Origin of the sequence: Pseudomonas sp. Irchel s3a18 (genome assembly GCF_900187535.1) — a bacterium.
GTDB lineage: Bacteria > Pseudomonadota > Gammaproteobacteria > Pseudomonadales > Pseudomonadaceae > Aquipseudomonas.
The window spans coordinates 549,861-563,444 of the sequence record NZ_FYDV01000001.1 but is presented as its reverse complement, the minus strand read 5'-3'; the positions used below and the strand labels follow the sequence as shown (position 1 = coordinate 563,444).

General features: G+C 62.4%; 9 protein-coding genes. 4 read left to right on the top strand and 5 right to left on the bottom strand.

What is annotated here, in order from left to right:
- Positions 1 to 3 precede the first annotated feature (3 nt).
- Positions 4 to 2,673, top strand: a complete 2,670-nt coding sequence (pepN, locus tag CKW29_RS02290) for an aminopeptidase N (RefSeq protein ID WP_095144455.1) — start codon at positions 4 to 6, stop codon at positions 2,671 to 2,673.
- A 57-nt stretch (positions 2,674 to 2,730) separates the two neighbouring features.
- Here the strand turns inward: pepN and CKW29_RS02285 are convergent, their stop codons facing one another.
- Positions 2,731 to 4,677 carry a DNA topoisomerase III gene (locus tag CKW29_RS02285; RefSeq protein ID WP_095147843.1) on the bottom strand — a complete coding sequence of 649 codons (1,947 nt, stop codon included), beginning with the start codon at positions 4,675 to 4,677 and terminating at the stop codon, positions 2,731 to 2,733.
- Positions 4,678 to 4,957: 280 nt separating this feature from the next.
- Between CKW29_RS02285 and CKW29_RS02280 the strand changes: the two genes are divergently transcribed.
- Both CKW29_RS02280 and CKW29_RS02275 read left to right on the top strand, forming a co-directional pair.
- Positions 4,958 to 6,283: an OprD family porin gene (locus CKW29_RS02280; protein ID WP_095144453.1), complete on the top strand. Its 1,326-nt coding sequence runs from the start codon at positions 4,958 to 4,960 to the stop codon at positions 6,281 to 6,283.
- 148 nt (positions 6,284 to 6,431) lie between these two features.
- Positions 6,432 to 6,647 carry a hypothetical protein gene (locus tag CKW29_RS02275; RefSeq protein WP_095144452.1) on the top strand — a complete coding sequence of 72 codons (216 nt, stop codon included), beginning with the start codon at positions 6,432 to 6,434 and terminating at the stop codon, positions 6,645 to 6,647.
- Positions 6,648 to 6,910: 263 nt separating this feature from the next.
- Here CKW29_RS02275 and CKW29_RS02270 read toward each other — a convergent pair whose 3' ends face one another.
- The 4 genes from CKW29_RS02270 to CKW29_RS02255 form a co-directional block, all read right to left on the bottom strand.
- Positions 6,911 to 7,243, bottom strand: coding sequence for a DUF2790 domain-containing protein (locus CKW29_RS02270; protein WP_095144451.1), 333 nt, complete (start codon positions 7,241 to 7,243; stop codon positions 6,911 to 6,913).
- A 149-nt stretch (positions 7,244 to 7,392) separates the two neighbouring features.
- Complete coding sequence (locus tag CKW29_RS02265) at positions 7,393 to 10,563, bottom strand: CusA/CzcA family heavy metal efflux RND transporter (RefSeq protein ID WP_095147842.1); 3,171 nt, start codon at positions 10,561 to 10,563, stop codon at positions 7,393 to 7,395.
- A 26-nt stretch (positions 10,564 to 10,589) separates the two neighbouring features.
- Entirely contained in the window at positions 10,590 to 11,786 is a 1,197-nt protein-coding gene (locus tag CKW29_RS02260) for an efflux RND transporter periplasmic adaptor subunit (RefSeq protein WP_095144449.1), read from the bottom strand.
- 77 nt (positions 11,787 to 11,863) lie between these two features.
- Positions 11,864 to 13,060, bottom strand: coding sequence for a TolC family protein (locus CKW29_RS02255; RefSeq protein ID WP_141234441.1), 1,197 nt, complete (start codon positions 13,058 to 13,060; stop codon positions 11,864 to 11,866).
- A gap of 228 nt (positions 13,061 to 13,288) precedes the next feature.
- Between CKW29_RS02255 and CKW29_RS25385 the strand changes: the two genes are divergently transcribed.
- A complete protein-coding gene (locus CKW29_RS25385; RefSeq protein WP_141234439.1) occupies positions 13,289 to 13,570 on the top strand; it encodes a hypothetical protein in 282 nt (93 codons plus the stop codon).
- Positions 13,571 to 13,584 lie beyond the last annotated feature (14 nt).

Below are 13,584 nucleotides of genomic sequence, written 5' to 3'. Positions count from 1 at the left end.
AGCATGCGCACCGAACAACCGAAGATGATTTACCTGAAGGACTATCAGGCGCCCGAGTACCTGATCGACGAGACGCACCTGACCTTCGAGTTGTTCGAGGACCACAGCCTGGTCCATGCGCAACTGGTGATGCGCCGCAACCCTGCCTGCCTTTTGAACAGTGCAGCGGGCCTGCCGCCGCTGGTGCTCGACGGCCAGCAGCTTGAGCTGTTGTCGGTCGCCCTGGGCGACGCCGAGCTTGCGTCCGGTGACTATCAATTGACGGAAAGCCACCTGACCCTGCACCCGACCAGCGCTACCTTCACGGTCGACACCAGTGTCAGGATCCACCCGGAAACCAACACCGCACTGGAAGGCCTGTACAAGTCCAGCGGCATGTTCTGCACCCAGTGCGAGGCCGAGGGTTTCCGCAAGATCACCTATTACCTCGACCGCCCGGACGTGATGAGCAAGTTCACCACCACCGTGGTCGCCGAGCAGCACCGTTACCCGGTGCTCCTGTCCAACGGCAACCCGATTGCCAGCGGTCCTGGCGAAGACGGTCGGCACTGGGCCACCTGGGAAGATCCGTTCATGAAGCCGGCGTACCTGTTCGCGCTGGTGGCCGGTGACCTGTGGTGCGTCGAAGACACCTTCACCACCATGACCCAGCGCACCGTGGCGCTGCGCATTTATGTCGAGCCGGAAAACATCGACAAGTGCCAGCACGCCATGAACAGCCTGAAGAAGTCCATGCGCTGGGACGAAGACGTCTATGGTCGCGAATACGACCTGGACATCTTCATGATCGTGGCGGTCAACGACTTCAACATGGGTGCGATGGAGAACAAGGGCCTCAACATCTTCAACTCCAGCTGCGTGCTGGCCCGCGCCGAAACCGCCACCGATGCCGCACACCAGCGGGTCGAGGCAGTGGTGGCCCACGAATACTTCCACAACTGGTCGGGCAACCGCGTCACCTGCCGCGACTGGTTCCAGCTGTCGCTCAAGGAAGGGTTCACGGTGTTCCGAGATGCCGAGTTCTCGGCCGACATGCACTCGCGCACCGTCAAGCGGATCGAAGACGTGGCGTACCTGCGCACTCATCAGTTCGCCGAAGACGCCGGCCCCATGGCCCACGCCGTGCGCCCTGACAGCTTCATCGAGATCTCCAACTTTTACACCCTGACGGTGTACGAGAAGGGTTCGGAAGTGGTGCGCATGATCCGCACCTTGCTCGGCGCTGAGGGTTTTCGCCAAGGCAGCGACCTGTATTTCGAGCGCCACGATGGCCAGGCCGTGACCTGCGATGACTTCATCAAGGCCATGGAAGACGCCAACGGCGTTGACCTGACCCAGTTCAAGCGCTGGTACAGCCAGGCAGGGACACCGCGCCTGGCGGTCAGTGAGTCCTATGATGCCGCCGCGAACACCTACAGCCTGACCTTGCGTCAAAGCTGCCCGGCGACACCGGACAAGGTCGAGAAACTGCCCTTCGTGATCCCGGTCGAACTCGGCCTGCTGGACAGCCAGGGGGCTGGTATTGCCTTGCGTCTTGCAGGCGAGGCCGCTGCCACGGGTACCTCCCGCGTGCTGTCGGTGACCCAGGCCGAGCAAACCTTCACCTTCGTCGACATCGCCGAACAACCATTGCCTTCCTTGCTGCGCGGCTTCTCGGCGCCGGTGAAACTGAGCTTCCCGTACAACCGCGATCAACTGATGTTCCTGATGCAGCACGACAGCGATGGTTTCAACCGCTGGGAAGCGGGTCAGCAACTGTCGGTGCAAGTCTTGCAGGAGCTGATTGCCCAGCATCAGGCAGGCCAGCCCTTGGTGCTCGACCCGCGCTTGATCAGTGCGCTGCGCAGCGTATTGGCGGACGAGTCCCTGGACCAGGCCATGGTCGCCGAAATGCTCTCGCTGCCCAGCGAGGCCTACCTGACCGAAATCAGCGAAGTGGCTGACGTCGATGCCATTCACGCGGCCCGCGAATTCGCGCGCAAGCAGTTGGCCGACAGCCTGTTCGACGGCCTGTTGGCGCGTTACCAGGCCAACCGCGAAACGTCGAAGAACACCTCGTACGTGGCCGAAGCCGAACACTTCGCCCGACGCAGCCTGCAGAACATCGCCTTGTCGTACCTGATGCTCAGCGGCAAGCCTGAAGTGCTGGCGGCAACCCTTGAGCAGTTCGATGCCTGTGACAACATGACCGAGCGCCTGACCGCGCTGGCGGTACTGGTGAATTCGCCGTTCGAAGCCGAGAAGGCCAAGGCGCTGGCGAGCTTTGCCGAGCACTTCAAGGACAACCCGCTGGTCATGGACCAGTGGTTCAGTGTCCAGGCCGGCAGTGGTTTGCCGGGTGGCTTGCAGCGGGTTCGCCAGTTGATGGAGCATCCGGCGTTCAACATCAAGAACCCGAACAAGGTGCGCGCGCTGGTGGGGGCCTTTGCCGGGCAGAACCTGATCAACTTCCACGCGGCCGATGGTTCGGGTTATCGCTTCCTGGCGGACCTGGTCATTGAGTTGAACGCGTTGAATCCGCAGATGGCGTCGCGCCAACTGGCGCCTTTGACTCGCTGGCGCAAGTACGACAGCGCTCGCCAGGCGTTGATGAAGGGCGAACTTGAGCGCATCCGCGCCTCGGGCGAGCTGTCCAGCGACGTGTTTGAAGTGGTCAGCAAAAGCCTGGCGTGATGCCGGTTGCGCTCGCACAGGCGTTCACGCGAACCCTGTGCGAGCGGAGCATGGCCGTTACGGGGCAGGCTTGGCCTTGCGTCTGGCGGTCGGTGCGGCTTTGCGCTTGCCGGTGGTCTTGCGCTTGTTCTTCCAAGGGGCCGCGCCTTTGCCGGCGGGGCTGGCCGGGCCGCTGATGGTCAGGCGCAGGCCGGCGCAGCGACTGACCTGCTTGCTCATCCAGGCGGCTTGCTTGGCGACGAATTCCTCGAGGCTCATTTCACCGCTCTGGACCATGTCCAGGGCCTGTTCCCAGATGGCCGTGGTGCCGGGGTCGGCGATGGCCCGGGGCACGGCGTCGATCAGGCTGAAGGCTGCGGGAGTGGCGGCCAGGGCCTTGCCGTGCTTGACCAGGTAGCCGCGATCCAGCAGGCCCTGAATGATTCCGGCGCGGGTCGCTTCGGTGCCGATGCCGGTGGTGTCCTTGAGCTTCTGTTTTAGCAGCGGATCTTCCACCAGTCGGGCGACGTTTTTCATGGCCTTGATCAGGTCACCCTCGGTGAAGGGCTTGGGTGGCTGGGTCCAGAGGTCCTTGAGGGTTACGCCGGCAACCGGATAGTCCTGGCCCTGGGTCAACGGCGGCAGGTTCTGCGGTGCCGGTGCTTCGCGTCCCTTGGCCGGGGCCAGGGCTTCGGGCAGGGCGCGTTTCCAGCCGGCTTCCACCACCTGTTTACCGCCCGCTCGAAGGACCTGGCCGGCACAGTCGAAGTCGGCCTGGGTGCGATCGTACTCGTGGTTGGGCAGGAACTGCGCCAGATACCGGGCGCGAATCAGGGTGTAGACCGCCCGGTGCTTGCCAGTCAGGCGTTCGAAGTTTTGCGCCGCCGCGGTCGGGATGATGCCGTGGTGAGCGCTGACCTTGGCGTCGTTCCAGGCCCGGGAGCGGCGCTGCGGATCAAGGTGCCTGGCCAGTTCGCCAAGGCTTGGATCGGCACGCCCGAGCGCCGCGAGAATGGCGGGTGCCTCGCTGTGCTGGCTGATCGGCAGGTAGCCGCAGTCACTGCGTGGGTAGGTGATGACTTTGTAGGTTTCGTATAACGCCTGGGCGACGTCGAGGGTTTCCTGGGCGCCGAGGCCGAGTTTCTTCGAGCAGATCTCCTGCAGGGTGCCCAGGTCGAACGGCAGCGGGGCGACTTCGCGGACCCGTTCGGTGCGTAGTTTGACCAGCCGCGCACTGGCGGCGTTGCCCATGGCGCTGGCGGCTTCCCTGGCCAACGCCGGGTCAAGGCAGCGGTCATGCTCATCGCAGACCTGGGGGGGCGCACGCCACTGGGCGGTGAACGGCGTACCGGCGTGCAGCAGTTGTACGTCAATCGCCCAGTACGGCACCGGCACGAAGTCGGCAATGCTGCGGTCGCGGTCCACCACCAGGCGCAAGGTCGGGGTTTGCACCCGGCCGACCGGCAATACGCCCTGGTAGCCGGACTGGCGCCCGAGCAGGGTGAACAAGCGACTCATGTTCATGCCGATCAGCCAGTCCGCCCGCGAGCGACCCAACGCCGAGTGATACAGGCTGAAGGTGTCGGCGCCAGGCTTGAGTGCGCCCAGGGCCTTGCGAATCGAGGCGTCGTCCAGCGCCGAAAGCCACAGGCGCTGGATCGGCCCGCGATAACGACAATGCTCCACCAGCTCACGGGCGATCATCTCGCCTTCACGGTCGGCGTCGGTGGCGATCACCAACTCCTGAGCTTCGCCCAGCAGCCGCTTGACCGCCTTGAACTGGCTGGCGGTCTTGGGCTTGACCTGCATCTTCCACTTCTCGGGAACGATCGGCAGGTCTTCCAGCACCCAGCGCTTATAGCGTGCGTCGTAGGCGTCCGGCGGGGCGGTTTCGAGCAAGTGGCCGATGCACCAGGTGACCGTGATCCCGCTTCCCAGCCAGCAACCGTCACCACGCCGGCTGGCGCCGAGCACGGCGGCAATGTCTTTGGCCTGGGAAGGTTTTTCACACAGAAACAGCCGCATAACCACCATCAGTCATCAGGTTTGAAAGGTGCACAGCATGCGCGGTACGGCGGTATGGATCAATCTTTATCTGTATGGATGTACAGCAAAAGACGTTGCGGCGGATTGCCCCGCACGCCACGCCCGGCAGATGACGAAATTGTAATCGGCCAATCATCTCCACGTTATCTCGCGCTTGCCACGATACCCCTCGGCGGCTTCGGGGCACCCGGCCCCGCCTACAACAAGACCCAAGCCTGGGAACGGTTTCCGTTCTGCCGAACATTCACAGGAGCAACAGATGAACAACACAACACCTTTCACCGTGGCGGCGCTGGCGGCCCTGCTCGGTGTCGCGCCATCGTGGGCGCTGGCCGAGGAAAAGGCCGAAGGCTTTATCGAGGGCAGCAGCCTGACGGTGCTCAACCGCAACTACTACTTCAACCGTGACAACCGCAAGGGCCAGTCCAGTCCTACTGGCAATGGATATTCCGAAGCCTGGGCCCAGGGCATCATCGGTAACTTCGAGTCGGGATTCACCCAGGGCACCGTGGGCGTGGGGGTCGATGCCTTTGCCATGATCGGGCTGAAACTGGACACTGGCGATGGTCGCAACGGCGGCCGCAGTTCATTCGATGTGCTGCCGGTCAACAGTGACGGCGAGGCGAGTGACGAGTACACCAAGGTCGGTGGCGCCGCCAAGGTCCGGGCGTTCGATACGGTGGTCAAGGTCGGCGATGTGTTTCCCGCCACCCCCGTGGTGGCTGCCGGCGACTCGCGGTTGCTGCCGGAGAGCTTCACCGGGGTGACCGCCAGCAACACCAGTATTGATGGCCTGACCGTGCAGGGCGGGCGCCTGCATGCCATGAGCCAGCCGACGTCGAGCAACATGCGCGACAACTTCGAGACCTTTTACGCCGGCCCCGTGGATTCACCCTGGATGGCCTACTTCGGGGGCGACTACAACCTCGACAGCCATGTCAGCTTCAGCCTGTACTCCAGCCGCCTCAAGGACGCCTGGAACCAGTACTACGCGGGCACGACCCTGAGTTATCCGCTGTCCGACGAGGTCTCGTTGTTCGGCGGCTTCAACTATTACAAGGCGGTGGACGAGGGCAAGCAGTTGCTGGGGGCGTTCGACAACAACATCTGGAGCGCCAGGGCGGGCGTCGCGTTCGGTGCCCACAGCGTGGCGTTGTCCCACCAGCGCAACAACGGCAATGACGACTTCGATTACCTGCGCCAGTCGGACTCGATCTACCTCGACAACTCGATCCAGTACAGCGATTTCAACGCGCCCAAGGAGCGTTCCTGGATGGTGCGCTATGACCTGGACATGACCACCTATGGTGTGCCCGGGTTGTCCTTCATGACCCGTTATGGCCGTGGCAGCGACGCCGACTATGGCAACGCCAACTCGGTGTACGTGCGCCGTGACGATGCGGGCAATCCGTTGACCGACCAGAAGCGCTGGGAGCGCGATATCGAAGCCAAATACGTGGTCCAGGCCGGCAAGCTCAAGGACATGTCGTTCCGGGTGCGCCAGGCCACCACCCGCGCCACGGACTTCGAGTCGGATCTGGACGAAGTACGGTTGATTGTCGAATACCCGATGACAATTCTGTAACAAACCTGCTCAAAACCTGAACATGTCAAGAATGTAATGCCGCGAACATGCTCCTGTTAGCTTGGCTTTTTTATCATTCACGGGAACCCAAGGACTTGAAGGCCAACAGGCCCGTAAGTCTTCCCGTGAAGGTAAGAGGAAACTCACCATGAAACTTCTGAACGTTCTGTTTATGACCGCAATGGCTATCACCAGCAGCAGCGTATTTGCCGAAGGTGGCGCTGAACGCTCTCAGGAATACTTGAAGCAATTCAAACTGAGCCAGGCACAAGTGCATGGCAGTGCCAGCGGCGCGGATGTCCAGTCGACAGCTGAAGCCGGTTCGCAAGACCTGCAAAAACAGGTCACGAAGTCGGAAGGATAAGCCAAGGTTTTACAGTGTGGCCATTCACCTTTAGAAGCTCCTTGCTCCTTTGGAAGAGGTGAATCTTTAGCGTCCTTCGGGACGCTTTTTTTTGTTGTTTTGATCTGTGGTGAAACGTTGCCCGTGAACGCCGACCTCTGTAGGCGCGAGCCCGCTCGCGATGAACTCAAGAACTACGCAGTTACTCAGAACATACGCGTAATCGTTAACGTCCATCGCGAGCGGGCTCGCTCCTACTGAACAGCCTTACGCGACTGCCAGGATTAACCACCGCGTGTACGACACTCCCCGGCGACGTTGTAGCGCAGGGTGTTGAGCTCACCACTGGAGTCTTCATAGGTCATCTGCGCCGGTACGACGCCGCACGACTTGATCGGTGGCGTGACACTCACCACGTTCACCACATCCAGTTGCATGCCGTATGCATACTCGCGGACTTGCGGCGGGTTCTTGCCTTGTTTCGCGGCATAGTTTTCCATGGCGACGCGGTTGTTCTGCATCATCTTTTCAAAGGCTTTATCGCCACCACTTTCTGCCATGGCTGACGCAGACACTAGCAGGGCGCCGGTTAAGGTCAGGAACTTGATCGGTTTCATGGTTAAACCCTCATGTAAGTACAGCCTGAAGCCTATCAACCACAGCCTTTCGTCGAGGTGGCGCCAGGGTTACAGATTCGTCATGCGCGTAATGGGTCAATAAAAAACCCGCCACCGATAACCGGGGCGGGTGGTTTGTTTCGGCTGGGTTAGTGGCCGGACTCTGTTAGGGGTTTGCCGGGTTCCTCTTCATCCCGTCGGTGGGCCCAGTGATACAGCGCTGGCAGTATCAGCAACGTCAGGGCCGTGGAAGACAGGATGCCGCCGATCACCACGGTCGCCAGCGGTCGCTGCACTTCAGCGCCGGTGCCGGTGGCCAGTGCCATGGGGATGAAGCCCAGGGATGCGACCAGGGCGGTCATCAGCACCGGCCGCAGGCGGGTCAAGGCGCCTTCGTTGACTGCCACGCTGAGTGAACGTCCTTCCTCGCGCAGGTTGCGGATGAAGGCGATCATCACCAGCCCGTTGAGCACCGCCACCCCCGACAGTGCAATGAAGCCGACGCCGGCCGAGATCGACAGCGGGATATCCCGCAACCACAGCGCCATCACGCCGCCGGTCAGGGCGAACGGGATCCCGGTGAACACCAGCAGGCCGTCCTTGAGGTTGTTGAACATCATGAACAGCAGGGCGAACACCAGCAGCAAGGCCACGGGTACCACGACCTGCAAGCGCTTGGCCGCCGATTGCAGTTGTTCGAACTGTCCACCCCAACTGATCCAGTAGCCGGCGGGGATGGGCACGTCCTGCTCGATCTGCGCGCCGGCCTGCTGGACAAAGGAGCCGATGTCGCGCCCGCGCACGTTGGCGCTGACGATCACCAGGCGTTTTCCGTTTTCGCGACTGACCTGGTTCGGCCCCGGCGCCAGGTCGAGGCTGGCGACTTCCGATAGGGCAATGAAACCGATCTGGTCGGCACTGCCATTGGGCAAGGCCGGCACCGGAATCAGCAACTTCGACAGGCCCTCGACGTCCTGGCGCATGGCGTCGGAAAGACGCACCACCATGTCGAAACGGCGGTCACCTTCATACAGGGTGCCGGCCGACCGTCCGCCCACGGCGACGGCGATGGTGTCCTGCACATCGCCGACGTTCAGCCCGTAGCGTGCGGCCTTGTCGCGGTCGATGTCGATGGTCAGCACCGGCAGGCCCGTGGTCTGTTCCACCTTGACCTCGGAGGCACCCTCGACCTTCTGCATCGATGCCGCAATTTTCGCCGCGGTGCTGTTCAGCACGGCCATGTCGTCGCCGAAGACCTTCACCGCCACATCGCTGCGCACCCCGGAAATCAGCTCGTTGAAACGCAACTGGATTGGCTGAGACAGCTCGTAGTTGCTTCCCGGCACTTGCTCGATCACCCGCTGGATATCGGCAATCAACGCCTCGCGGGACTTGCTCGGGTCAGGCCACTGGTCTTTCGGCTTGAGCATCACGTAACTGTCGGAGATGTTCGGCGGCATCGGGTCCGAGGCAATCTCGGCTGTGCCGGTGCGGGCGAACATGCGTTGAACCTCGGGGACTTTTTCCAGGACCCGTTGCTCAAGGCGCTGCTGCATGTCAACTGATTGCGTCAGGCTGGTGCCCGGCACTCGCAGGGCCTGCAGGGCGAAGTCGCCTTCGCTGAGGCTGGGCACAAACTCGCTGCCCATGCGGCTGGCGACCACGCCGCAGACACCGATCACCCCGAGGGCCAGGGCAAACGCCAGCGCGCGGTGGCGCATGACCCAGTCCAGTGCCGGCGCATAGGCCCGCCGCGCACCGCGCATCACCAGGTTTTCCTCTTCCTTGACCTTGCCGGTGACGAACATCGCGATAGCGGCCGGCACGAAGGTCACCGACAGCAGCATGGCGCCCAGCAGGGCGATCACCACGGTGAAGGCCATCGGGTGGAACATTTTGCCCTCGACCCCGGTGAGGGCAAAGATCGGCAGGTACACCACCATGATGATCAACTGGCCGTAGATCAACGGTCGACGGGCTTCCCTGGCCGCGGCGAACACCTCATGCATGCGCTCGGAGCGGCTGAGCATGCGGCCGTGGTGTTGCTGGGCGTGGGCCAGGCGGCGGATGGCGTTTTCGACGATTACCACGGCACCGTCGACAATGATGCCGAAGTCCAGTGCGCCAAGGCTCATCAGGTTGGCACTGACCTTGTTGGTGAACATGCCGGTGAAGGTGAAGAGCATGGCCAGTGGAATCACCATGGCGGTGATCAGTGCCGCGCGGATGTTGCCCAGGAACAGGAACAGCACGGCGATCACTAGGATCGCGCCCTCGATGAGGTTTTTCTTCACCGTGGCGATGGCCTTGTCCACCAGCGTAGTACGGTCGTAGACGGTGACCGCGACCACGCCCTTGGGCAGCGTGCGGTTGATCTGTTGCAGTTTGTCGGCCACGGCCTGGGAGACGCTGCGGCTGTTTTCGCCGATCAGCATGAACACCGTGCCTAGCACCACCTCACGGCCGTTCTCGGTGGCGGCGCCGGTGCGCAGTTCGCGGCCGATGTCGACGTTGGCGACGTTGCGGATGCGGATTGGCGTGCCGTCGACGTTGGCCATCACGATATTGGCGATGTCCTCGATGCTCGCCACCTGGCCGGGCGCGCGAATCAGCAGTTGCTCGCCACTGCGCTCGATGTAACCGGCGCCGACGTTGGCGTTGTTACGCTCCAGCGCGGTCACCAGGTCGGTGAGGGTCAGCTTGTAGGCGGCCAGGCGCTTGGGGTCCGGCGCGATCTGGTATTCCTTGGCGAAACCGCCGATGGTGTTGATCTCGGCGACCCCGGGGACGTTGCGCAGTTGCGGCTTGATGATCCAGTCCTGGATCACCCGCAGGTCGGTGGGCGTGTAAGCGGTGCCGTCCTCCTTGAGCGCACCGTCCTCGGCTTCCACCGTCCACAGGAAAATCTCCCCCAGGCCCGTGGAGATCGGCCCCATCATCGGGTCCGCGCCGTCGGGCAGGTGCTCCCTGGCCACCTGCAGCCGTTCGTTGACCAGTTGCCGGGCGAAGAACAGGTCCGTGCCCTCCTTGAAAATCACCGTGACTTGCGAAAGCCCGGAGCGTGACAGCGAGCGCGTCTGCTCCAGGGCCGGCAAGCCGGCCATCGCGGTCTCGATGGGGAAGGTGATGCGCTGTTCGGTTTCCAGCGGTGAAAAGCCGGCGGCTGTGGTGTTGATCTGTACCTGGACGTTGGTGATGTCCGGTACCGCGTCGATCGGCAGTTTCTGGTAGCTGGCGATACCCAGGCCAGCCATGAGCAGCACCGCGAGCAGCACGATAATGCGCTGCTCGATGGCGAATTGGATCAGGCGTTCGAACATAGAGACCTTCTTGTGCCAGTGGCGGATCAGTGAGCGTGCTCGGCCGAAGCCTTGCCCAGTTCTGACTTGAGGACGAAGCTGCCGGTCGTGGCGACGAGCACCCCGGCCTGCAGTCCCTGGGTGATTTCAACCTGGCCGGCGGCGCGACTGCCGAGCACCACCGGTTGTGCCTGGAAGCCGTCTTCGGTGCGCACGAACACCGTGGGTTTGTCCTCCACGGTCTGGATCGCGGCTTCCGGTACCGCGACCCTGGCCTGGCGGGTGTCGGTGCTCACCCGGACGTTGACGAACAGGCCCGGCCGCCAGGCGCCCTGGGGGTTTTCCAGGGTGACCCGGACCGTGGCGGTGCGGGTTTGCTCCCCCAGCAGGCTGCCGACGTAAGACACGGTGCCGGTCACTTCGGCCTTGAGTTCCGGGGCATTGACCGTGACCGACTTGCCCACTAGCACGCTGTTCAAATCCTTGGGCGACACGCCAAAGGTCACCCAGACCCGCGACAGGTCGGAGAGGGTCAACACGCTGGTGGTGTCGTTGACCACTTCGCCCAGAGTCAGGTGTTTTTCCACTACTACGCCATCGAACGGCGCCCGCAGCTCATAACGGTTACCGCCCTGGGCGGTGGTACTGCCGCTCAGGGCGCTGATTTTCTGCCGGGCGTTGTTCAGGGCGATTTCGGCTTCCTGCAGGGCCTGACGCGCCAGCAGGACGTCCTGCTCGGCGGAGATCCTGTCCTGCCACAGCTGGCGTTCACGCTCATAGGTGGTACGCGCCAGTTCCACTCGACGCTGGGCCGCGGCCTGTTCGCTGCGTTGCTCGGAGACCTGTTGGCTGGCAATCACCGCCAGCAGCTGACCTTTTTTCACCGACTGCCCGAGGTTGACCAGTACTTGCTCGACCACGCCGGTGGCACGGGGCACCACGTGTGCGGTGCGGTCTTCGTCGAAACGGACTTCACCGGGGAAAGGCAATGCCAGGCCGATGGCCTGCGCCCGGGCTTCGGCCAACTGGATGCCGGCGGCCTTGATCTGTTCATCGCTGAGCGCCAGGTGACCTTCGCCCTCGGGCTCTTCTTCATCGTGGGCACCGGTGGGCTCTGCAGCGCCCTGGTCGGCCTGGGCCTGCTCGTTGGTGGCGGGGGGCTGAGCCTTGCCCGCCAGCAATGAACCCAGGCCGACGCCGGCCATCAGGGTCAACGCGATGGCCAGGAAAATTTTTTTGTCCATGCAAACTCCTTGCACCCTGGCGTCAAGCGGGCATGGCTCGACTGCGCGGGTGAGAAAAAACGTCGGTTGAAAAGGATTCAGGGGGTGAGGGCGCGGGTATCGCCGTAGATGCGTTCGATGCGTACCCAGGCGTCGGTGGAGTCGGCCATGGCCTGGATGTACTGGCTACGCGCACTGATCAGCGTGCGCTGGGCGTCGAGTACATCGAGGAAGTTGAACTTGCCCATTTCAAAGCCACGGGTGGCGGTGTCGACGGCACTTTGCGCGGCCGGCAGGATCACCTGGTTGAAGGCCTTCACTTCGGTGCTGGCGGTGGCCCATTGGTCAAGGCTGGACTGGATTTCGCTACGCAGGCGCAGCTCGGCGGCGTTGCGCAGGTCCTGCGCCTGGTCGGCCCGTCGGGCGGCGGCCAGGACGTTGCCCTGATTGCGGTCGAACAAGGGAATGGGCATGGACAGGCCGACGACATTGACCCGCTCGCGGTCGGTTTCGCTGTACTGGCTACCGACACTCACCGTCAGGTCGGGAATGCGCCGGGCTCTTTCGAGGTCCAACGCGGCTTCTTTCTCAGTGATTTGCAACCGCGCCAGACGCATCTCGGCGGTCTCGGCGAGGCGGCCCAGCAACAGCGGGGAAGGCGGGATGGCAGGCGGCGGGGTGGCCGGGGCCTCGACGCGGGAAAAACCGGCCTGTGGCGCCCCCGTGACTTGCGCCAGTTGTTGAAAGGCGTTGGCCTGGTCCCGTTCGGCACGCCGCAGTTCAAGGCGCACCTCTGACAATTGCACCTGCGCGCGGGTCGCTTCGACGGGCGACGATTTTCCCGCGTTGATTTGCCCTTGGGCAACACTCAAGCCACGCTCGGCCAATTGCAGGGATTGTTGCGTCAGTTGCAGGCGTTGCTGTGCGGTGAACGAGCCATAGAAGGCGGCGATCACATCGGCTCGCAAGCCGTTGCGTTTGCGCTCAAGGTCCACATTGACCGCATCCTGCGCGCGGCTGGCGACTTCGATTCGGGCACCGCGTTTGCCGCCCAGTTCCAGGGGCTGGCTGAGCATCATGGTGGTGGTGCGGGATTCGCGCCGGGTGTCCTCGGCTTCCCAGGACAGTTCCGGGTTGGGGATCAGCCCGGCCTGTTGGCGTTCACCCTGGGCGATACCCACGGCCCACTGCGCGGCCGCCAGCTCTGGGTTGTTGGCGAAGGCACTGTCGAGTGCCTGATCCAGGGTCAGCGTCGGTCCTTGCGCGACGGCAGGCAACGAAGTACCAAGGAGCATCGCGGTGATGAGCAGAACACCGGGAAGGGATATTAATTTGCTGACCCTGGGGGGGTGGATGACCGCACTGTACCCATGCACTTTAGTCTTTCCTTCAAAGCGAAAATTGATTGGCGTGAATGTAGTAGTCGGCACTTATCAGCAAGGTGACTGGATAATTACAAATACGTTATCCGCGGGTTGTCGGTCATTTTTTGCATTAGGATATGAAGTGTCAGGCGGTGGCGCTTGAAGGATGTGCAACATGACGAAACAAAAACTCCAAGGTTATCCGCTGAAGTGCCCTTGCTAGTTTGTTTTATTCATGCGGAAACCGGTCCATTTCAGCAATCGGCTGCGGCATTTCGTCGCAAAATTGCTTTCTGGCCTTCTGGCACGGGGCTTTTCGTTGACCCTGAAGTCACTTCAGGCTTTACCGTGGCAGGCCTGTTGCGTAGGAAAACCACCCTCTATGTCGTCGTGCAAATCGCTGTTATTCGATCAGGAAGTTCAATAATTAACGTGCTTTAATTTTCTGAAGTTAT